Source organism: Barnesiella sp. An22 (assembly GCF_002159975.1).
Lineage (GTDB): Bacteria > Bacteroidota > Bacteroidia > Bacteroidales > Barnesiellaceae > Barnesiella > Barnesiella merdigallinarum.
In genome coordinates, this window is the sequence record NZ_NFJR01000001.1 from 280,472 (window position 1) to 302,353 (window position 21,882).

Annotated in this window: 17 protein-coding genes and 1 other RNA gene; 9 read left to right on the forward strand and 9 right to left on the reverse strand. The window is 52.1% G+C overall.

What is annotated here, in order from left to right; all coding sequences use genetic code 11:
* Positions 1 to 10: 10 nt before the first annotated feature.
* Complete coding sequence (locus B5F38_RS01220; RefSeq protein WP_087407496.1) at positions 11 to 3,328, reverse strand: SusC/RagA family TonB-linked outer membrane protein; 3,318 nt, start codon at positions 3,326 to 3,328, stop codon at positions 11 to 13.
* 697 nt (positions 3,329 to 4,025) lie between these two features.
* On the opposite strand from B5F38_RS01220, the gene B5F38_RS01225 reads away from it, so the two are divergent.
* Genes B5F38_RS01225 through B5F38_RS01235 form a run of 3 tightly spaced genes read left to right on the forward strand, consistent with a single transcriptional unit; the run spans position 4,026 to position 9,763 of the window.
* Entirely contained in the window at positions 4,026 to 5,276 is a 1,251-nt protein-coding gene (locus tag B5F38_RS01225; protein WP_087407497.1) for an efflux RND transporter periplasmic adaptor subunit, read from the forward strand.
* A gap of 6 nt (positions 5,277 to 5,282) precedes the next feature.
* The gene (locus B5F38_RS01230; RefSeq protein ID WP_087407498.1) at positions 5,283 to 8,381 is read left to right on the forward strand and encodes a multidrug efflux RND transporter permease subunit; all 3,099 of its coding nucleotides are present in this window, start codon (positions 5,283 to 5,285) and stop codon (positions 8,379 to 8,381) included.
* Complete coding sequence (locus B5F38_RS01235; RefSeq protein WP_087407499.1) at positions 8,378 to 9,763, forward strand: TolC family protein; 1,386 nt, start codon at positions 8,378 to 8,380, stop codon at positions 9,761 to 9,763. The genes B5F38_RS01230 and B5F38_RS01235 overlap by 4 nt, the downstream gene beginning before the upstream one ends.
* Before the next feature lie 90 nt (positions 9,764 to 9,853).
* Here B5F38_RS01235 and galK read toward each other — a convergent pair whose 3' ends face one another.
* From galK to queC, 5 genes are all read right to left on the reverse strand, one after another.
* A complete protein-coding gene (gene galK / locus B5F38_RS01240; RefSeq protein ID WP_087407500.1) occupies positions 9,854 to 11,005 on the reverse strand; it encodes a galactokinase in 1,152 nt (383 codons plus the stop codon).
* A 37-nt stretch (positions 11,006 to 11,042) separates the two neighbouring features.
* Positions 11,043 to 12,119, reverse strand: a complete 1,077-nt coding sequence (locus tag B5F38_RS01245) for an aldose epimerase family protein (protein WP_087407501.1) — start codon at positions 12,117 to 12,119, stop codon at positions 11,043 to 11,045.
* Between the two features lie 286 nt (positions 12,120 to 12,405).
* Complete coding sequence (locus B5F38_RS01250) at positions 12,406 to 12,987, reverse strand: radical SAM protein (RefSeq protein ID WP_087407502.1); 582 nt, start codon at positions 12,985 to 12,987, stop codon at positions 12,406 to 12,408.
* Positions 12,984 to 13,343: a 6-carboxytetrahydropterin synthase gene (locus B5F38_RS01255; protein ID WP_087407503.1), complete on the reverse strand. Its 360-nt coding sequence runs from the start codon at positions 13,341 to 13,343 to the stop codon at positions 12,984 to 12,986. The genes B5F38_RS01250 and B5F38_RS01255 overlap by 4 nt, the downstream gene beginning before the upstream one ends.
* Positions 13,344 to 13,363: 20 nt before the next feature.
* The gene (gene queC, locus B5F38_RS01260) at positions 13,364 to 14,017 is read right to left on the reverse strand and encodes a 7-cyano-7-deazaguanine synthase QueC (protein ID WP_087407504.1); all 654 of its coding nucleotides are present in this window, start codon (positions 14,015 to 14,017) and stop codon (positions 13,364 to 13,366) included.
* Between the two features lie 405 nt (positions 14,018 to 14,422).
* Between queC and B5F38_RS01265 the strand changes: the two genes are divergently transcribed.
* The 5 genes from B5F38_RS01265 to B5F38_RS01285 all read left to right on the forward strand — a co-directional run bounded on the left by B5F38_RS01265 (position 14,423) and on the right by B5F38_RS01285 (position 17,830).
* Complete coding sequence (locus B5F38_RS01265) at positions 14,423 to 14,851, forward strand: hypothetical protein (protein WP_143240881.1); 429 nt, start codon at positions 14,423 to 14,425, stop codon at positions 14,849 to 14,851.
* Positions 14,852 to 14,922: 71 nt separating this feature from the next.
* Positions 14,923 to 15,219, forward strand: a complete 297-nt coding sequence (gene trxA, locus B5F38_RS01270) for a thioredoxin (RefSeq protein ID WP_087407506.1) — start codon at positions 14,923 to 14,925, stop codon at positions 15,217 to 15,219.
* Positions 15,220 to 15,393: 174 nt separating this feature from the next.
* A complete protein-coding gene (locus tag B5F38_RS01275) occupies positions 15,394 to 15,969 on the forward strand; it encodes a chromate transporter (RefSeq protein ID WP_087407507.1) in 576 nt (191 codons plus the stop codon).
* A gap of 9 nt (positions 15,970 to 15,978) precedes the next feature.
* Positions 15,979 to 16,527 (forward strand): chromate transporter, encoded by a 549-nt coding sequence (locus tag B5F38_RS01280; RefSeq protein WP_206422465.1) that lies wholly within the window; start codon positions 15,979 to 15,981, stop codon positions 16,525 to 16,527.
* 10 nt (positions 16,528 to 16,537) lie between these two features.
* Positions 16,538 to 17,830 carry a folylpolyglutamate synthase/dihydrofolate synthase family protein gene (locus B5F38_RS01285; protein WP_087407509.1) on the forward strand — a complete coding sequence of 431 codons (1,293 nt, stop codon included), beginning with the start codon at positions 16,538 to 16,540 and terminating at the stop codon, positions 17,828 to 17,830.
* On the opposite strand, the gene B5F38_RS01290 is transcribed toward B5F38_RS01285, so the two are convergent.
* From B5F38_RS01290 to rnpB, 3 genes are all read right to left on the reverse strand, one after another.
* A complete protein-coding gene (locus B5F38_RS01290; protein WP_087407510.1) occupies positions 17,811 to 18,188 on the reverse strand; it encodes a RidA family protein in 378 nt (125 codons plus the stop codon). The genes B5F38_RS01285 and B5F38_RS01290 overlap by 20 nt on opposite strands.
* 11 nt (positions 18,189 to 18,199) lie before the next feature.
* Positions 18,200 to 19,573 carry a YhjD/YihY/BrkB family envelope integrity protein gene (locus B5F38_RS01295; protein ID WP_087407511.1) on the reverse strand — a complete coding sequence of 458 codons (1,374 nt, stop codon included), beginning with the start codon at positions 19,571 to 19,573 and terminating at the stop codon, positions 18,200 to 18,202.
* A gap of 34 nt (positions 19,574 to 19,607) precedes the next feature.
* Positions 19,608 to 19,956, reverse strand: an RNA gene (gene rnpB / locus B5F38_RS01300) — RNase P RNA component class A.
* A gap of 276 nt (positions 19,957 to 20,232) precedes the next feature.
* On the opposite strand from rnpB, the gene B5F38_RS01305 reads away from it, so the two are divergent.
* Positions 20,233 to 21,732 carry a Do family serine endopeptidase gene (locus B5F38_RS01305; protein ID WP_087407512.1) on the forward strand — a complete coding sequence of 500 codons (1,500 nt, stop codon included), beginning with the start codon at positions 20,233 to 20,235 and terminating at the stop codon, positions 21,730 to 21,732.
* Positions 21,733 to 21,882 lie beyond the last annotated feature (150 nt).

Sequence of the window (21,882 nt, forward strand, 5' to 3'; positions counted from 1 at the left end):
GGCTACTTACTTAAAAATCAATTTTCAAATTCACACCGATCGAACGGGTTGCCGGCATATTGAAGATGTCGAATGCACCCAAACCGTTTTTGGTCGAAAGAGCGATATTGGGATCGATCGGAGCATCCTTGTAGATGAAGAAGAGGTTGCGGCCGATAACCGAGAGCGACAGGTTGCGGATAACACCGCCGAACAGATTGCGGAAGGTATAGCCCAGCGAGAGTTCGGCCAGACGGAAATTGGTGGCGTCGTAAACATATTGCGACCCCATGTAGTTACCACCTACGGTCTGATAGTACTCTTGGATAGGAGCCACATTGCCGTCGGGCATGATCATACCCGGTTTCGTAACCGAACCGTCGGACGACGTCCACACGAGGTTGTGAGCAGCCGCGTAGTCGCGAGCATCGCCTACCCGTTTCGAAACGCCTTGATAATCGAGGTAAGCCTCGGTGAGCGAAATGACTTTACCACCGATGCGGCCGTTGATCAGGAAGTAGAGCGAAAGGTCTTTCCAGCTGAAGGTGTTACCCCAACCCAACTGGAACTTGGAGTTCATGTTGCCCAGATAGACAAAGTCGGTCGTACTTACCTGAGGAGCACCTTCGGAGCTGAGCCAGATGCTGCCGTCAGCATTGCGACGGAAGTCGAGGGCGTACATGTCGCCATACGAACCACCTTCGTCATAACGAACCAAGATATTACCACCGGCAATCTTCTGCTCGAGTCTGGCTGAATTGCCCTGATCGTCCTTGAAGGTTTTCACAATCTTGTTGTCGTTGTACGAGAAATTGACCGAGGTTCTCCACATCCAGTCTTTCGAGAAATTGAGCGAGTAAGAGAGGGTGGTCTCGACACCTTGGTTGCGAATGAGACCGGTGTTGACCGGTTTCATCTTACCGCCCGTAGTGGTTTGCAGGAAATAGCTGTTGCACAGCTGGGTGTGGTAGTAGGTCAAATCCCAGTTGAGGGCACTCTCGAAGAGCGATACATCGAAACCGGCCTCGAACGATTTGGAAGTTTCGGGCAGCGGGTTGTCGAAATAGCCGTAGGTCGACGATGCGATGGCACCGGTAGCCAAGTTCTCGGAACCCATGCTGAATACCTCGTTGGGAATCGAGTTACCTACCTCACTATACGATGCGCGCAGCTTCAGGTGAGTGATGAACTCGGGCATGGTGATGTATTTGTGCATCAAGGTGTTGGCACCTACCGAGAAATAGCCGTAGTTGTCGGGGGTACCGCGGTACTCGAATTGCTTGAAAGCGCGGTACCAGTCTTGACGGTAGCTACCCTCCAAATATACATAGTCTTTATAACCTACCTGACCGGTGAAGAAGAGGCCCTTGTCCCAGTTGGACGAGAGAGTGTAGGTATTCAGGCTGTTGCCTCCCCACGAAGCCAACGGCTCGAAGAAGTTGATGCGGGTGGGCAACGCATTCATATCGGCATAAGAGAAATAGGTGGCACGGGTCCACATCTTTTGGGTTTCGCCCTTCACGGTGTGCCCTACCCAACCGGCCGACGCCGATACCGAGAAATCTTTGAACTCCTTGTTGTAGCTCAACATGGCATCTACATATACGTCGTTGCTCCAATAGAGGTCTTGGCCATACATACCGTAGTCTTCCATCGTGACCACATTCCAAGTGGTGGCGTAGCGGTTGGTGAAGCCTTTGTATTTGGCACGGTCCATGTTCAAACGGCCTTGAACCTTCAAGCCGGGAATAATCTCATAGCTGGCCGAAATAGATCCGTAGGCACGCTCTTCGGTGTTTTCGCTCCGGTTCATGCCGGTAATCCAGTAGGGGTTGTTGTTGCCGGCCGAGAAATAAGCCCATTGTTGCATGGGACCCGACAACTGGGTGGTACCGTTGGGTATCCACTCTCTCTTGTCGTTGTAGTAGCCATAGATATTGGAGGTCCAGGTACCTTCGCCCCGATAGTTCTTGCGATAGTAGTCCATGTCGATGTTACGCGGCATGCGATACAAGTCGTACAAGGGGTTCATGACCGTACCACCACCGGGACGGTTCTTGGTATTGGCGTGTACATAGTTCAACGACAGGTCTACATTCAATTTCTTGTTGAACAACGAGTAGTTCTGACGGAACGAGAAGGTATTACGCTGATACGAGTTGTGTGGCACCATACCATCGGAATAGGAGTTGGCATACGAGAAATAGGAACGAACCTTCTCGGTACCACCGCTTATCGAAACCGAGTTGTTGTAGGTAGCACCCGTCTCGAAGAAATCGGCGATATCGTTTTGGGTATAATTACGCAGATGAGCGCCCGAGTAGGCGAGCTCGTCGGCCGTCATATCCGACACCTTCTTACCCCAGCTCGTGGTAGAGAGCTGATTGGCAGCCACGTTGACATCGGCACCGTAGGTGTTTTGGATTTGGGGGAGAACCAGCGGAGTCTCGAAAGTTACATTGGAGTTCACGCTCACTGTGACACTACCCTCTTTACCGCGTTTGGTGGTAATCATCAACACACCGTTGGCAGCAGCACTACCGTAAAGGGCGGCGGCATTGGCACCTTTCAGAATGTTGATGCTCTCGATGTCGTCGGGGTTGATGAGCGAAAGGGCGTCACCACCTTCGGCCGTGCTCGAATAGGTAAGCGAGTTACCGTCGCTGCTCCACGACGAAGCGGCACCACCGATCTGGTTGGTCATAGGGATACCGTCGACCACAATCAGCGGGCTGTTGTTACCCATAACCGATTTGTTACCACGCAACAGGATTTTCGAGGTACCACCGGCACCACCGGCACTCTGGGTAATCGTCACACCGGCAGCTTTACCTTGCAACGAGTTTACAAAGTTGGCATCCTGTACTTTCATCAGCTCGTCGCCTTTGATCTCTTGAGTAGCATAGGTCAGCGACGACTCCTTACGGGTAATACCCATGGCGGTTACCACCACTTCGTCGAGCAGCTTGTCGTTGCTGTCCATCACTACATCAATCTTGCTCTGTCCGTTGATAGCTTTCTTTATCGTCTCATAGCCGATATACGAAAACTCCAACTCGTTGCTCCCTGCGGGAACTTTAATCGAATAGTTACCGTCGATGTCGGTAGCTACGACTACGTTGGTACCCACAACCTTTACGGTAAGACCGATAAGAGTCTCGCCCGAGGGGTCGGTAACCGTACCCGTAACCACTTTCGTACCTGCGGCCACATTCTGATTTACACTCTGGGCTTGTGTCGTACTCGACGCCAAAGCCGGGGCTGCACTGGCATGCGCAGCGGTACCGATTCCAAAACCTGAAACCAGTACAAAAGCTACAATAATTGCTTTTAGATTTCTTCTATACATACGTGCATTTATAGGTATTCGAATACTAAAAAAAAAATTTACCTCTCTCATTAAAAAACTGTTACTTTATCTCCATAGGCTTTTTATAATTTATAATGTTATGCTGTTTTCCACGGAAAAACTGTCTCAAATGAAACCTTATCATACGATTTCTACACGTTTCAAAAATAAAACGGTTGCAATATATAAATAAATTTTTGATTTCATTGCAAAAAAAGGGATGTTTTTTTCATGATTCGTTCTTCTGGCATATTATACATTATATATAGTTTGCTATTTTTTCTCACGATATATTAAATAACTCCATTTCCCGATTTTCCCCTAGTAAAAAAAAATATTTTTTTTCTATTTTGTGTAATCATGGTACGAAGAGTCAATTTGTTAAAATTTAAATTCATTTATATTCAGTAATTTAATCACTCAACAGAAGCATTTTTTTTAAGTAAAATAAAATATGTTCTTTTTTGTAAATTGATTTTTTACAAAAAAAGGGCCTTTATCAAATTTTAGCCGCTGCAAATATCCGATTTAAGTTGGAATAAAACAAAAAAAACTCCATTTTTCGCGATTCTTTTTCTAAATATTGCAATAGAATAACGCATATAAAAGGGAAAAAGTGTATTTTTGCAAACCATTCCATTCTTCATTAAATTAGGATTACTGTGTTTCGACACTAAAAAACAACGAATTAAATTTTATGACAAAACTTTCTTTTGAGAATATTCGGCGCACGGCCCGAAGAATCGGTGGTTACATTTTGCTGCTACGAGAGCAACTTCGCCGCATTTCGTTACGCTCGTGGATATATATAGGTATAGCCCTGCTTCTGATATGCGGTGGCTTATACTGGTTCTTGCGACCGGCACCTCCGGCTCCCAACCTGCCGATTGTAGAAGTAGAGCCCGTGAAGACCGACGATGTAGAGATTTATGGCGAATATGTGGGTCGCATCAGAGCCCAGCAGTTTGTCGAAATACGGGCCCGGGTCGAGGGCTTCCTCGAGAAAATGCTTTTCGACGAAGGCACCTATGTAAAAAAGGGTCAGCCACTTTTCATTATCGACCCTAAACTGTACCAGGCCCGAGCCAACAAAGCCAAAGCTCAGTTGAACAAGAACAAGGCTCTGGCCCTGAAAGCCGAGCGTGACCTGGAGCGTATACGCCCCCTCTACCAGCAGAATGCTGCCAGTCAACTCGACCTCGACAACGCCATCGCCTCGTACGAGAGCGCCAAGGCCGAGGTGGAGATGAGCGAAGCCGACCTCACCCAAGCCGAAACAGCATTGGGGTATACAACCGTAAGCTCGCCCATCTCGGGTTACATATCGGAACGTAATGTCGACATAGGTACCCTCGTGAGCCCGGGTGGACAGTCGCTGCTGGCTACGGTGGTCAAGAGCGACACGGTGCGCGTAGACTTCAGCATGACGGGGCTAGACTACCTGAAAAGTAAAGCCCGCAACGTGAATCTGGGACAGAAAGATACAACCCGCACGTGGGAACCCTATATCACCATCACCCTGCCCGACAACTCGGCCTACCCGCAACGGGGTATCGTCGACTTTGCCGACCCGCAGGTCGACCCGCAAACCGGTACCTTCTCGGTTCGTGCCGAGATGCCTAACCCCGAGCACATCCTGCTGCCGGGACAGTTTACCAAAGTGCGACTTCTGCTCGATGTACGGGAAAAAGCGGTCGTAGTACCTACCAAGGCAATCATTATCGAAAAGGGCGGCGCCTACATCTTTGTCGTAAGAACCGACAGCGTAGCCGAACGCCGGATGGTCGAACTCGGTCCCGAAGTGGGTAACAACGTAATCATAGAGCGTGGCCTTGTCCCCAACGAAAACATCGTTGTAGAGGGATACCACAAACTTACCCACGGCGACAAGGTGATACCGGCCATTTATCGAGAAGAGTCCAAAAAAGAAGAAAGTCCCAAAAATTAGTGCATTATGAAATCGGACTTCTTTATTGACAGGCCCATATTCTCGATTGTCATTTCAATCGTGATCGTAATTGTGGGTGTATTGGGCCTTATCCTCCTCCCCATAGACCAATATCCCCAGATTGTTCCCCCGGTAGTCAAGGTCTCGGCCTCCTATCCGGGAGCGAGTGCCCAAACCGTTACCCAAGCCGTAGCCACACCTATCGAGCAGGAGTTGAACGGTACCCCCGGTATGCTCTACATGGAGTCGACCAACAGCAACTCGGGTAGTTTTTCGGCAACCATCACCTTCGACATATCGACCGACCCCGACCTGGCGGCCGTAGAAATACAAAACCGGGTCAAGCAGGCCGAAGCCCGTCTGCCGGCCGAGGTGGTACAAAACGGCATCTCGGTAGAGAAGCAGGCATCGAGCAAGCTGATGACCGTTACGCTGCTGTCGAACGACCCGAAATTCGACGAGATTTATCTGAGTAACTACGCGACACTCAACGTAGTAGATGTGCTGCGACGTGTCAAGGGCGTAGGTAGCGTGTCGAATGTCGGCAGTCGCTACTACGCCATGCAAATATGGGTTCAACCCGACCGACTGGCCAACCTCGGACTCACGGTCGAAGACCTGCAAAAGGCCCTGAAAGACCAGAACCGGGAATCAGCTGCCGGTGTGCTGGGTCAACAACCCATCGAAAACATCGACGTGACCACCCCTATCATCGCACAAGGGCGATTGTCGTCGGTAGCCGAGTTTGAAGAGATTGTGATTCGGGCCAACCCCGACGGGTCGCTGACCCGCTTGCGCGACGTGGCCCGCATCTCGCTCGAAGCCCAGTCGTACAACACCGAGAGCGGTATCAACGGCGGTAATGCTGCCGTGCTGAACATCAACATGTTGCCGGGAGCCAACGCCATGGAGGTAGCCAAATCGGTGAAGAAAGAGATGGAGGCTATCAGCCGCAACTTCCCCGAAGGCATTTCCTACGAGATTCCGTTCGATATGACCTCCTACATCTCGCAATCGATCAGCGAGGTGTATCACACCTTGTTCGAGGCTCTTGTTCTGGTTATTCTGGTGGTATTCCTCTCCCTGCAGAACTGGCGGGCTACCCTTATCCCCGTGATTGCCGTACCTATCTCGCTGATCGGTACCTTCGGTATCATGCTGGCATTCGGGTTTTCGCTCAACATGATGACTCTGTTGGGTCTCATTCTGGCTATCGGTATCGTGGTCGACGACGCCATTGTGGTAGTCGAGAATGTCGAGCGTATCATGAATGAAGAGCACCTCGACCCCTATACCGCCACCAAAAAGGCAATGCGGGGACTGGGCAGTGCCATTATTGCCACCTCGCTGGTATTGTGCGCCGTGTTTGTGCCTGTGAGCTTTCTGGCCGGAATCACGGGTCAGCTCTATCGCCAATTTACCATCACCATTGCCGTATCGGTGCTCATCTCGACCGTGGTCGCCCTCACGCTGAGTCCGGCCATGTGTGCCCTGCTGCTCCGTCCGGCCTCAGGTAAAAAGAAAAACAAGGTATTCCGCTATATCAATCTGTGGCTGGGACTCGGAAACCGGCTTTACGAGCGACTCATTCGCAAGGGCCTGAAAAATCCGCGCCGGGTGCTGGTAGCCTTCGGGCTCTCCCTGATTGCCATCTGGCTGCTCAACAAGGTAGTACCGCAAAGTTTCATGCCGCAGGAAGACCAGGGATACTTCACTGTCGAGCTGGAGCTGCCCGAGGGGGCTACCCTCGAGCGTACCCGGACCGTGACCGACCGGGCCATGAACTATCTGATGTCGCGCAAGGATGTAGACTATGTGCTCAACGTGACCGGCTCGAGCCCTCGTGTGGGTACCAACCAGTCGCGCAGCCAGTTGACCGTCATTCTCAAGCCCTGGGAAGAGCGCAAGTCGTCGAACCTGCGCGAAATCATGGAAGAGATTCGTGAAGAACTGAACACATATCCCGAAAGCAAAGCCTACCTGAGCACACCGCCCGTTATCCCGGGTCTGGGTAGTTCGGGAGGTTTCGAGATGGTACTCGAGGCCCGTGGCGACGCTACCTACGAAAACCTGCAACAGGCGGCCGATACCCTGCTCTACTACGCTTCGCAACGTAAGGAAATCAGCGGCCTCTCCTCATCGATTCAGAACGATATTCCCCAGCTCTATTTCGATGTCGACCGCGACAAGGCTCAGATGTTGGGCGTGAAAATCTCCGATATATTCTCGACTCTCAAAACCTTTACGGGGTCGATTTATGTCAACGACTTCAACATGTTCAACCGCATCTATCGGGTTTACATCCAGGCCGAAGCCCCCTACCGGGCTCACAAGGAGAATCTGGGCCTATTCTTCGTCAAGGGCAGCAACAACGCCATGATACCCATCACGGCCCTCGGCACTACTTCGTACACGACCGGCCCGGGTACGATACGACGGTTCAACATGTTCACCTCGACTACCATATCGGGCGAAGCGGCTCCGGGCTACAGCTCGGGCCAGGTGATGACCATCCTCGAGGATATTGCCAAGAAGCACCTCCCCTCCAACATCGGTGTGGAATGGAGCGGCCTCTCCTATCAGGAGAAGCATGTAAGCGGACAAACCGGCTATGTGCTGGCACTGGCCCTGCTCTTCGTCTTCCTGTTCCTGGCAGCCCAGTACGAGAGTTGGTCTATCCCGGTAGCCGTGATTCTGTCCCTGCCGATTGCCGGTGTGGGAGCCTATCTGGGCAACTGGATATGCGGGCTCGAAAACAACATCTACTTCCAAATCGGTTTGGTCATGCTCATCGGTTTGGTGGCCAAGAACGCCATCCTTATCGTCGAATTTGCCAAAGAGGAGGTGGAGAAAGGCAACAACGTAGTCAATGCGGTAATCAAAGCCGCACACCTGCGGTTCCGCCCCATCGTAATGACCTCGTTGGCCTTCATCCTCGGTATGTTGCCGCTCGTCTTTGCCAGCGGTCCGGGTTCGGCCAGCCGACAAGGCATCGGTACCGGCGTATTCTTCGGTATGATTGTGGCCATCACGATAGGTATTATCTTTGTTCCCCTGCTCTTTGTATGGGTATACAAGCTGAAATTTAAACTGATGAAACGATGAAAGAGACAAAAATAGTTCTATTCATACTGCTGGCCGCGTTGCTTCTGAACGGTTGCTCCATCCAGAAGCGCTGCCAGGCGCCCGAGCTCAATCTGCCGGACGAAATCATCGCGGGAGGAAACGATACCCTCACGCTGGCCGATATGGCCTGGTGGGAGCTCTACTCCGACTCGACCCTGAGCAAACTCATCGACAAAACGCTGAACAACAACCGCAACATGCGGGCAGCCGAAGCGCATATCCGACAAATGGAGGAGTTGTACCGCGTGAGCAAGGCGTCGCTGTGGCCCTCGATCGGAGGCCAGGTATTTGCCGACCGCGAGACCAATGCCTACTACGGCGAAAAGACCAGCATCGAACCCGAACTCAGCCTGAAAGCCTCGCTGAGCTGGGAAGTAGACCTGTGGGGCAGCCTGCGCTGGAGCAAGAAAAAAGGAGCAGCCGAATACCTCAATTCGGTCGAAGCTGCACGGGCCATGCAGATGACTCTGATTGCCGAAACGGCCACCGCCTACTTCGAACTGGTTGCACTGGACCAAGAGCTCGAAATTGTGTTGCAGACGGTCGAGACCCGCGAGGAGAGCGTCAACCAGGCCCGCCTGCGGTTCGAGGGTGGTCTCACCTCCGAGACGGCCTACCAACAAGCTCAGGTGGAATTGGCCAACGCATCGGCCCTCATCCCGAATCTGGAACAGAAAATAGCCTTGAAAGAGAATCAAATAGCCGTTCTGTCGGGAGAATATCCTTCAAAGATAGAACGGAAAAAATTTGACCTCAACGCCTCGCTTCCCGAAGAGATTCCCATAGGTCTCCCCTCTACTCTGCTGCAACGACGCCCCGACGTGCGACAGGCCGAACAGCAGCTCAAATCGGCCATGGCTTCGGTAGGCATTGCCTATGCCGACCGTTTTCCCAGACTGACCATCAATCTGGTGGGTGGTTTCGAGAACGACGAACTGAGAGGCTACTTCCAATCGCCCTTCTCCTACGTGGCAGGCAATCTGGTAGCCCCGCTCTTTACCTTCGGGAAGAAGAAGGCGCAATACAAGGCTGCCCTGGCGGCATACGACGAAAAGCGCTATGCCTATGAGCAGAAGGTGCTCGAGGTCTTTCGCGAGGTCAACGATGCCGTCATCACCTACCAGAAGAAGCGGCGCACTTCGGAGTTGCAACTCAACCTCTACGAAGCGGCCCAAAAATATGTCGACCTGGCTCAACTGCAATACCTCAACGGGGTAATCCGCTACATCGACGTACTGGATGCTCATCGTAACTTCTTCGACGCTCAAATCGGGCTGAGCAATGCCATACGCGACGAATATCTGGCCATGGTCAATCTCTACAAGGTATTGGGCGGAGGCTGGAGCACACAAGCCTATTAAACACAGGCCGAGACCAATATAGTATAAAGAAAATCCCCGGTGTGCATGACACGCCGGGGATTTTTTCTATCGAGTTATCTCTTCTACCACTTAGCAGAGCTTGCGGGCTCCGTCAGAGATGACAACGTCGTATACCTTGGGCATACGGCCATAGGTCTCTTTATAGCGGGCTTTGGCCGTTTCGATAAAGTGATCGTAGAGTTCGTTTTTCACCAGATTGATGGTGCAACCGCCGAAGCCGCCACCCATCACGCGCGAACCGGTCACGCCACATTCTTTGGCTATTTCGTTCAAGAAGTCGAGTTCTTCACAGCTCACCTCATAGAGTTTGCTCATGCCATAGTGAGTCTCGTACATCTTCTTGCCCACGGTCTCGTAGTCGCCGCACTCGAGGGCGTCGCACACGTCGAGTACCCGTTGAACCTCACCGATTACATACTCGGCACGCATGTAATCCTCGGCCGTAATCTCACCCTTCACCTCGTTGAGCATATCCATGTTGGCATCGCGCAGGAACTCTACATGGGGGTGTCTCTTCTGGATGGCAGCCACTACATTCTCGCACGATTTACGACGGTCGTTGTAGGCCGACGAAGCCAACTCGTGTTTCACTACCGAGTCGAGCAATACCAGACGGTAGCCCTCGGGATTGAAGGGGAAATATTGATACTCGAGCGAACGGCAGTCGAGACGGATAAGGTGGCCGGCTTTACCGAATACCGAGGCAAACTGGTCCATGATGCCACAGTTTACTCCGCAATAGTTGTGCTCGGTAGCCTGCCCAATCTTGGCCAACTCGAACTTGTCGATACCACAGTCGAACATATCGTTCAAGGCATAGGCATAGGTGCTCTCCAAAGCGGCCGACGAAGACATGCCGGCACCCAGAGGCACATCGCCGGCAAATGCCGTGTTGAAGCCGGCAATCTTTCCGCCGCGTTTGATAATCTCGCGGCATACACCAAAGATATAGCGTGCCCAGCTTGCCCGGGGAGCATCCTCCTCGTTCAAACCGAACTCTACATAATCTTTCAAATCTATCGAGTAAGCCCGCACTTTGTTGGTTCCGTTTATTTTGAGCTCAGCTACCATGCCTTTGTCGATTGCGCCGGGAAATACGAATCCACCGTTGTAATCGGTGTGCTCGCCAATCAGGTTAATACGTCCGGGAGAAGCATATACCGACCCCGTAGAGCCATCGAAGTGTTTGATAAAACGACTTCTTACAAATTCTATATCCATAATACTAAATTAAAATGATTGTAATTTATATAACTGATTATTTTTGAATCGAAAACTTGAACTGGGTGTGACTTTCGAATTTCTCGTGCGGACGTAAAATGACCGACGGATAGTTCTCATGGTTGGGACTGTCGGGGAAGTGTTGGGTCTCGAGACAGAGAGCGGCCCGCATGGGATAGCGCTGGCCGTTCTTGCCGATGAAATTGCCCGTCATCCAGTTGCCGGTATAGAGCTGCACGCCGGGTTCGGTCGTATACACATCGAGCACGATGCCCGTCTTGGGCGATATGCACTCGGCACAGAAGGCAAACTCGCCCGGGTGTTTCTTGTTCAGTACGTAGGTGTGGTCATAGCCCTTGCCGTAGATGAGCTGAATGAAAGGCTCGTCGATGCGGCTCCCCACCTCGTAGAGTTTTCTGAAATCCATCGGGGTTCCCTCTACGGACGATTTCTCGCCATAGGGAATGGCTGTATCGTCGGTAGGCAGATAGTAATCGGCATCGATGCACAGCAGATGGTCGCCGATGTAGGGATCGCCCGCTCCCGAAAGGTTGAAGTAAGAGTGGTTGGTCAAGTTGAGAATCGTAGCCTTGTCGGTCTCGGCCAGATAGGTAATATCCACGGCGTTTTCGTCGGTGAGTTTGAAGGTGACCTTTACCCGCAGGTTGCCGGGGAATCCCTCTTCGCCGTCGGGCGACAAGCGCGAGAACTCGATGGTCTGGCCATCGATCTGGCGGGCATCCCATACCTGGAAGTTAAAGCCCTTGATACCGCCGTGCAGCGTGTTGGGGCCGTTGTTGATGGCCAGCTTGTCGTACAGCACACCGTCGATTGTAAACTTACCTTTGGCAATACGATTGGCATATCGGCCGCACGTAGCACCAAAATAAGGTTCTTCCGAAGAGAGGTATTCCTGTATATTGTTGTGACCGGTAACTACATCTGTCATTTTCCCCGTTTTGTCGGGAACCATAAGCGAAACGATACGAGCCCCGTAATTCGTCAAGGCCAGTTCGCATCCGTTCTTGTTCACCAATACATAGAGGGCTGTTTTCTTTCCATCGACAACTCCTTGGAAATGTGTCGGATTCAAGCCTGAAAGAGTCATATCCATATTCTTCTTTTTAAGGTTAACTGAATTATTGATTGATTGTGTAAAGTTAATGTTATCTTTTTTTCTTGCAAAAATTTTGGGCGGCTTTTACTTAAAATTATTCCGATTGTTAATATTTAACAAAATTTTATACACCAAATCTTGAAGGAACTTAGTTCCCTCACAACACCGATAGAGCTTCTCGGTCAAACGGCTCTATCTAAACAGCTTATATGAAAAGCTTTTCTCCGGGCCCATGGCCATGCCCGGTACTCTCCCACCCTCCTGACTCGGCAGAGATTGTTCTTCACGGAATATGGATGAGTTTGTGTGTCTGGAGCGAAAGTCGCCACTCGGGATGCTCCTTGATATAGGCCACTGCTCCATCGAGCAGAGAGGCATTGCGGTCTGCATCGCCGGTATCGCAGGGCTGCAAACTGCGACAGGCACCGTACGAGCAGGCCATCGCCTCGTAGGGAGCCATATCCTGCCCCTCATAAACCACCTTGAGCTCATCGACCCGCCCGATTTTCACGGGCAGAGCCTTGGGCGAACAGGTAATCCAGTCGATTGCGGCGACCACATCGGGCTCCAAAGCTATCGAGCCATTGGTCTCGATTTGTACGAATTTCCCCGCCTCATGCAGTTTATCGACCAGCAGGCGAGTAAGTTGCAAGGTAGGCTCACCGCCGGTAATCACCACATGCCGGGCCGGATACGAAGCAATGGCTGCCACAATATCGTTTTCGGTATAAAGAGTATAATCGTCGTGGCGGGTATCGCAAAAACTGCAACGCAGGTTACACCCCGACAACCGGATAAAGATGGCCGCCGTGCCGGTGAACCGACCCTCGCCCTGCAGGGAATAGAAAATTTCGTTGACTCTCATAGGGCAAAATCGTCATCGGCACAGTCGTCTACCCGATAGACGGCAATGTTTCCGCCGCTCTCCTGTACCTTGGTCTTATAACATTCGGGTATCTGCTCGGTTATCCAGCGGGCTATGTTCTCGGCCGTGGGGTTGAAGGGCAACAACTCGTTGAGGTTACCGTGGTCGAGATAGCCGTGAATCTTGTCCTTGATGTGCTTGAAGTCGCACACCATGCCGTCGGCATTGAGCTCCCGGGCCTTGCAATAGACGGTAACAATCCAGTTGTGGCCGTGCAACTGCTCGCACTTGCTTTCGTATGAGAGCGTCAATGCGTGCGCTCCCGCAATCTCCATAGTCTTTGCAACGTAATACATATCGATGCTCTGTTCTTTTGTTATTCTTCGTATTCGGTAGGGTCGTCGATTCCGGCATCGCGCAGGGCCTCTTTGCGCTCGACACAAGTACCACACTTGCCGCAATGCTTCTCGCCGCCCTTGTAGCACGACCAGGTCGCGGCATAGTCGACGTGCAACTGCTTGCCCCGGCGGGCGATGTCGGTTTTGGTAATCTCGGTATAGGGTGCCAATATCTCGATATGCTCGTAGGTTCCCTCGCGCATGGCTTCGTTCATGACCCGGATGAAGGAGGAGCGGCAGTCGGGATAGATGGCATGGTCACCACCGTGATTGGCGATGAGTACCCGCTTGAGCCCGTTGCTCTCGGCTATGCCGCAGGCAATCGACAGCATGATACCGTTGCGAAACGGCACGACGGTGCTCTTCATGTTCTCGTCGGCATAATGGCCCTCGGGTATCGCCTCGCCCCCGCTCAGCAACGAACTTTTGAAATACTCCTTCATAAAGGCGAGCGGTATGACAATGTGTTTGATGCCCAACCGCTCGCAATGGAGCCGGGCAAACGGTATCTCTCTGGCGTTGTGATTGGCCCCGTAATCGAACGATACCCCCAACGCTATGCGGTCGGCATACTCGTGCAGCAGTGTGATGCTGTCCATGCCGCCCGAAACGACTATCAACGAATCTTTCATACTCTTCTTTTCATTAAATTCTCCCGGGTAAAAACTGCCTGTCCCCACAACCCGGATATAATCAGGAACTCGCGGCGAGCGACAACCGGGCCTCTTCTACATACCCAAACGGCTCACTTCAAACCTTGCCGAACGGCTGTCAACCTTCGTTATGTGCAAAGATAAACTAAAAATTGCAATACTCCCGGCAAATAGCTCATAAGCCTTTCAAAAAATAGTTATCTTTGTAGAAAAGATAAAGCGGCCAAGGCAAAGCATCACAGGCTCGTCAGACTTTTGCCGTCGGCTGCAGACATCGTTACAAAAGAAGGGGGATACTTTCGGCAAAAGGGTACCGACAGACGGGTCACCCGACCGACGACTTCCCCCCCTTTTGCTTCATTTACCATCAAATTCAAACCCGCAATGAAAGCCAAGACACGCGTTCGCATCATATTCCTTACCCTCACCGCACTGGCCGTCGGTTTTCCGCTGCTGTTTCTCACGGCGCCGCCTGTCCCGCATCCGGTGGGACCCGAGGTGATTGCCATCTCGTTTGTCGAGAACCTCACCAACGCCAATTTCGACGAAGCCCGCAAACTGGTCACACCCGAATCGGTCGAGACCGTACACCTGTTCGAGACTCTGGTGGGAAGCCAAAGCGACGAATTGAAGAGCGAACCCACTCACTTCACCGTATCGCGTTCGGAGATGAATGCGACACAAGACACCCTCTTTATCGATGGGAAACTATTCTTTTCGAACAAGCATAAAATCATACGGCGCATCAGTCTCGTTCTGGTCTATCGCGAAGGACGTTGGTTGGTCGACTGTCACGACAACAACATCTTTTAGTACAACGAACCAAACGACTCGCACAGCCGTTACTTGCACGATTATATATCGATTGTTTAATACTTATTGCAATGGGAAAATTTCAGGAAATTATTGCCGGCAACACGCCGGTATTGGTCGACTTCTTTGCCGAATGGTGCGGCCCCTGCAAAATGATGAAGCCGGTACTCGAAGAGTTGAAACACAAGATGGGCGACAGACTCATTGTCCTTAAAATCGACATCGACAAAAACCAGCCGATGGCCATGGCCTACCAGATTCAATCGGTACCCACACTCATCCTTTGGAAAAACGGGCAGATTGCCTGGCGGCAGTCGGGGGCGCTTCCCCTGTACGAGCTGGAGCAAATTCTATCGGCCTATCTCTGAGAAGAGAGTCCACGGCGAGAGAGAGTTACCAAGTTTTCCATCACGGAAGAGTAGCTTTTTATCGCGTGTACCATATTATTTCGTACCTTTGCAGCGCCTAAAAAAGAGGGGCCAGGCGATTGTGACCCATAGCCTGCCCCTGTTTTGTACTCATATCGAACAGAGCAAAAGCCTATGAAAGCAGGTATATATCTGAAACTATTTACGTCGTTCCTGAAGATAGGAGCCTTTACCTTCGGAGGCGGCTGGGCCATGATACCCATTATCGAACGGGAGGTTGTAGACAAGCAGCAGTGGATCAAGCGCGAAGACTTCATCGACGCTCTGGCCATCGCCCAATCGCTGCCGGGTATCCTGGCCGTAAACATCTCGATTCTGGTGGGCAACCGGTTACGGGGCCTGAAGGGCAGCCTGACCGCTACGCTGGGCACGATACTCCCCTCGTTCCTGATTATCCTGGCCATCGCCATCTGGTTCGTACAGGTCTACGACAACCCGGTAATCGAAAGCATCTTCAAGGGTATACGACCGGCCGTAGTCGCACTCATCGTGTCGCCCGTACTCTCGACCGCCAAGACAGCCCGCATCAACCTCAAAAACGTAATCATCCCTATCGTCGTAGCCCTGGGTATCTGGATGGGAGGCATCTCTCCTATCTGGTTCGTCCTGCTGGGTGGTATCGGCGGCGTCATTTATTACAATCACATCATCAGTCGCATCAAAAAGCGGTATAACGAGAAAAAGAAATAAGCCATGTGGATTGTCTATCTTAACTTGTTCTGGGCCTATTTGAAGATTGGCCTGTTCGGATTCGGCGGCGGATACGCCATGCTCTCCCTCATTCAGCACGAAGCTGTCGAGGTCATCCACTATGGCGAAAGCCAACCGTGGCTCACCCCTACCGAGTTCACCGACATCGTGGCCATTTCGCAAATGACCCCCGGCCCCATCGGTATCAACAGTGCCACCTATGTAGGCTATGTAGCCACGGGCAACAGCGTGTGGGGCTCGCTGGTAGCCACCTTTGCCGTGTGTCTGCCCTCGTTCATTCTGGTACTGATGATCAGCCACTTTATCCTCAAGCACAAAGAAAATCCTATTATCAAAAGCATATTTGCCGGTTTACGTCCCGTAGTCGTGGGGTTGATTGCCTCGGCAGCCCTGCTGCTTATGAACAAGGAGAATTTCCCCGACTACACGCTGAGTATCGCCATCGCGGTCGTCTCGTTCGTGCTGGTGCACTACACCCGGCTACACCCCATACTGGTGATTGTTCTGGCCGGTGTGGCGGGATATGCTCTCTATTAAACAGACGGTCATGAACTACGAAGAGACTTTGGAATATCTATACCGGCAGCTCCCGGTGTTTCAGCAAGTAGGGAGCGCAGCTTACAAACCGGGATTGCAAAACAGCGAAGCACTCGACGAGTACTTCGGGCATCCCCACCGCAAATTCCACACCCTGCACATCGCCGGCACCAACGGAAAAGGTTCTGTATCGCATCTGCTGGCCTCGATACTGCAGCTCAACGGCTATAAAACGGGGCTGTATACATCGCCCCACCTGGTGGACTTCAGAGAGCGCATACGCATCGACGGCCAAATGATTCCCCGCCAGGAGGTCATCGACTTTGCCGAGAAGCATCTGGCTCCCACGCTCCACATTCACCCCTCGTTTTTCGAGTTGACCATGATGATGGCCTTCGACTATTTTGCCCGCCAGGCGGTCGACGCAGCCGTCATCGAGGTAGGATTGGGCGGACGTCTCGACAGTACCAACATCATCACTCCCGACTTGTGCGTGATTACCAACATCAGCTACGACCATGTGCAGATGCTGGGGCACACCCTGCCCCAGATTGCCCGCGAGAAGGCCGGCATCATCAAACACGGCATCCCCGTAGTCATCGGTGAGGCACAGGGCGAGGTCAAACAGGTATTCATCGACAAGGCCAGCGAGGTGGGTGCCCCTATCTTCTTTGCCGAGGAGTGCGTGCGCTTCGACTCGGCCCGGCAGAGTGCCCGCGGATGGGAATTCGACTCGCCGGCATATCCCCACCTCTTTGGCGAACTGGGCGGCCTCTGCCAGGAGAAGAATGCCGCCACCGTGCTCACAGCTGTGGCTCGTCTGCGCGAGCTGGGCTATCGCATCACCGACCAATCGGTCTACGAAGCCTTTGCCCACGTCACCCGGCTCACCGGATTGATGGGCCGCTGGCAGCAGTTGCAGGCATCGCCCCGACTCATCTGCGACACCGGCCACAACACCGGCGGCATGCAGTATATTGCCCGCCAACTACGCAACGAGCACTACGACACGCTGCGCATCGTCATCGGTATGGTCAACGACAAGGATATTTCGGGGGTACTGGCCATGCTGCCCAAGGAGGCTACCTACTACTTTACCCGGGCCTCGGTTCCCCGAGCCCTGCCGCAAGACAAACTCGAAGCGCTGGCTACCCAGGCCGGGCTGAAGGGGCGGAGCTTCCCCACGGTAAAAGAGGCGGTAACGGCCGCACAAAAAGAGAGCCGCCCCGAAGACCTTATCTTCGTAGGCGGCAGTACCTTTATCGTGGCCGATTTGTTGCAGTTTATGCCTTTACCGCAATAACTTCGATTTCGACCAGTGCCTGCTTGGGCAACTCTTTGACGGCGAAAGCCGAACGGGCCGGGAAGGCTCCCGAGAACTGTTGGGCATAGACCTCGTTCATGGGGGCGAAGAGCGACATGTCGGCCAGGTAGACCGTGGTCTTGACGATGTGATCGACCGTACAACCGGCCTCGTCCAGTATGGCCTTGATGTTTGCGAACGATTGGCGGGTTTGCGCCTCGATGCCCTCGGGCATGGTGCCCGTAGCCGGGTCGATGGGGAGTTGTCCCGAAAGGAAAATCATACCGCCGGCTTCGATAGCCTGGCTGTAAGGCCCGATGGCCTTGGGTGCTGCAGTCGTGGAAATTACTTTTTTCATATGTCCGTAGTTTATTTTTGCGGGAGTTCCACACGGCTCTCCTCGATTTCTAAATCTTTCAAACCAACCTTGTCGCCGGCCTCTTCCATGAGCCGACGGGTATCGACGATAACCCGCCACTCGCGGGGAAAGTCGTCCTTCAAATTATTGATGAAGTCTTCATCGCCCTCGCGATCGATAGCCCGCAACAGATAGCCTACCGACAGTTTATTGATGTCGATAGCCGGCTGGTAGGCAGGCACCCGCTCCTCCTCCGAGAGGGTTTGCGACACGACACCGGCCTCTTCCAACGTCTCGACTGTCCGCTCCACCAACTGTATGGGTATGGCATAACGGCGCGAAATCTGCCCCTTGGTCAGGGGCGGCAGCCCGTCTCTGAAACGATGCACGATGACCGTAGCAATAACCAGCACGATGTAGTCGGAGTAGCGGCGCGAAATCTGGTTGGTCTCCTTCTCGAAATTGAAATTGACTACATTCTGAGACGAATAGGTAAGCACCGCCCCGAACAGACAGATGAGCCACGAGAACTGCATCCAGATAAGCAACAGCGGCAGAAATGCGAAGCTACCGTAGATGGCATTGTACTTCGACACCCATATCTGTCCCGATATATATATGTATTGAAATATCTGGAAAGCCGTTCCGCAAATGAGCCCCGAGATAAAGGCATACTTGAACTTTACCTTCGTGTTGGGGATGAAGATATAAATGGCGGTAAAAAAGAGGGCCGTAAGGATGTAGGGAGCCAACCGGAAGACCCAGCGCAGCAACGGCGTCATGAACTCAAACACCACCGACGAGTTGAGCATGGTAGACATGAAGAGGGAAAAACCGCTCGAGGCCACCATAAGGATGGGCAGAATCAGAAACATCGAGGTGTAGTCGGTCACCTTGCGATAGAACGAGCGACCGCCCTGCACCTGCCAAATATCGTTGAATGCCTTCTCGATGTTCGACAACAGACTGATAAGCGTCCACAGCAGAAAACAGAGGCCTATCCCCACAAATACCCCACCCTTCATCTGGTCGAGATATTGGTCGACAAAACTCAACATATACTCCAGCGCCTGACGCTGGGCCGGGAAATAATCAAAGAGCTGGCTCTGCATGATGTGTTGAAAGCCGAAACCCTTGCAGATGGCAAAGAGCATGGCCAGCGCCGGCACAATAGCCAGAATGGAACTGAAGGTCAAAGCCGAAGCCTTCTCCTGCAACTTCTCGTTCAGGAAGCAGCGGACCGACAGGTTCAGGGTTTTGAGTATATGGATGTGCAGTTTATACTCGGTAATATGCCATATATCGACCGAGACAAATTGCCAAAACCACCTCACCCACGAACTGACTCGAGCAAAAAACGAGGGTTTCTTCTTACGCTTAGCCATATATTTATATTGCTCGGAACATATTTCACAAAAAAAATACAGCAGGCCTGTAAGCCGGGTTATGTACTCCCTTGCGGGAGCGTCTGTCATTTATCTCGACCCTGTGTCACCACAGGGCTCTAGCGGTTTACCCCCCGGCATCGGGCGAGCAACCCTACAACGCCGGTATACATAACCTTACAACCCATAAGACGTACGGCACTCTACATTGCTGTAAAGCCCGGTGAGCTCTTACCTCACCTTTTCACCCTTACTGCTTGCGCAGCGGTTATTTTCTGTTACGCGACTCTACCCTCACGAATAGCTTCCCGTTAGGAAATATGGTGCTCTGTGTTGCCCGGACTTTCCTCCCGCACAAGGCGAGCGACAGACCGTCCTGCTGTACGAGACAAAGATAAGCATAAAAATGGCAAAGAAGGCAAAAGTGTCAGCCGATTTTTGACAAATAGATAATTTAACAGTCAATCTGACATACCAATCACCCCCTCAAGTTCGTTTTTTACTTGTGCGCCGCGTTAACCCCTGTTAAGCCGCTATCCCGCTTATTAAAAGAGCTTAAAAAGAGGTTGGCACGATTATAATGGCACGAGAAATGTATTAAATTTAACGTCACAAAAACTTAAATACAACAGAATATTAACACTTAAAACAAATAGATTATGAATTCTTACGGAAAAAAATTGATGGGTATTGCTTTAGTGGCAATCCTAAGTTCCGGGGTTACCATCGGAGCATTCAGTTTAATCAATAGATCCGCCAATTCAAAAATCGAGGATCAACCACTCGAAAGCGGTTATGCACAGCCCACCCGCTTCACACGAGTTGCCAACCATCCGGCTGTCGAGACCGACTTTACCATAGCGGCCGAAAACACGGTCAATGCCGTGGTGAGCATCAAGTCGACCTCTACCCCCAAGCAAAGCCAGATGGGCGGATTTACCGACCCCTTCTTCGAATACTTCTTCGGACAGGGCGGCCGTAACATCGAGCCTCAACCCCGTACGGGTCTGGGTTCGGGTGTAATCATCACCCCCGACGGATATATCGTGACCAACAACCACGTGGTCGAAGGGGCCGACAAGCTCGACATCACCCTGAACGACAACCGCACCTTCAACGGCCGGGTAATCGGCACCGACCCCTCGACCGACTTGGCCCTGATTAAAATCGATGCCAAAGACCTGCCTATCGTCAAATTCGGCGATTCGGACAATCTGAAAGTGGGCGAATGGGTATTGGCCGTAGGTAACCCGCTGGGACTTACCTCGACCGTGACGGCCGGTATCGTCAGCGCCAAAGCCCGTAGCATCAGCGCACTCAACCCCCACAGCCAGAAGATGGGTATCGAGGCCTTCATCCAGACCGATGCTGCCGTGAACCCCGGCAACAGTGGAGGTGCCCTGGTCAACACGGCCGGCGAGCTGGTAGGTATCAATACCGCCATCTACTCCGAGACCGGTAGCTATGCCGGCTACTCGTTTGCCATTCCTACCTCGATCGTGAGCAAGGTCATCGCCGACCTCAAGGAGTACGGAACCGTACAACGTGCCGTGCTGGGTATCGGATATGTCGAAATCAACTCCGACGTAGCCAAGGCCAAGAACCTCGAGGTTCAGGAGGGTATCTATGTAGGGGAGGTCTATAACCGCAGCGCTGCCATGGAGGCCGGTATCAAAGAGGGCGATGTAATCACCTCGATCAACGATGTGAAAATCAAGAACGGCGCCATGCTCTCCGAGCAGTTGAGCAAATACCGTCCCGGCGACAAAATCAAAATCGGGTTGCTGAGAGGCAAAGAGTCGAAGACCGTATCGCTCACCCTCAAGAACAGCCAGGGTAATACCGAGATCACCAAAATCGCCGGTATGGACTCGCTGGGCGCCGGATTCAAGGAGCTCGACGCCAAGAGCCTGAGAGAGATGAATATCCGCTACGGTGTACAGGTTATCGGCCTGAAGAACGGCAAATTCAAATCGGCCGGTATCAGAGACGGGTTTGTCATCCTCGAAATCAACAACACCCCCATGAAATCGGTAAGCGATCTGGAGAGCATGTACGACTCGATTGTGAAGTCGAACCAACCCCAGAAAGTAATGTTCATCACGGGTGTATACCCCAATGGAAAGATGATGTACTACGCCGTAGATTTGGCTGACTAATCATACCGGGGATAAGGCTCGCGAGGGCCTTATCCCTGTTTCTGTATCCAAATTCCAAATATCATTAACGAGGGAAACAGAACGAACCATCGAGCGTTGTATTGATGCGGATGATAAAGCCTCGGTTCTCAAATCGAGGATTTTACCGAC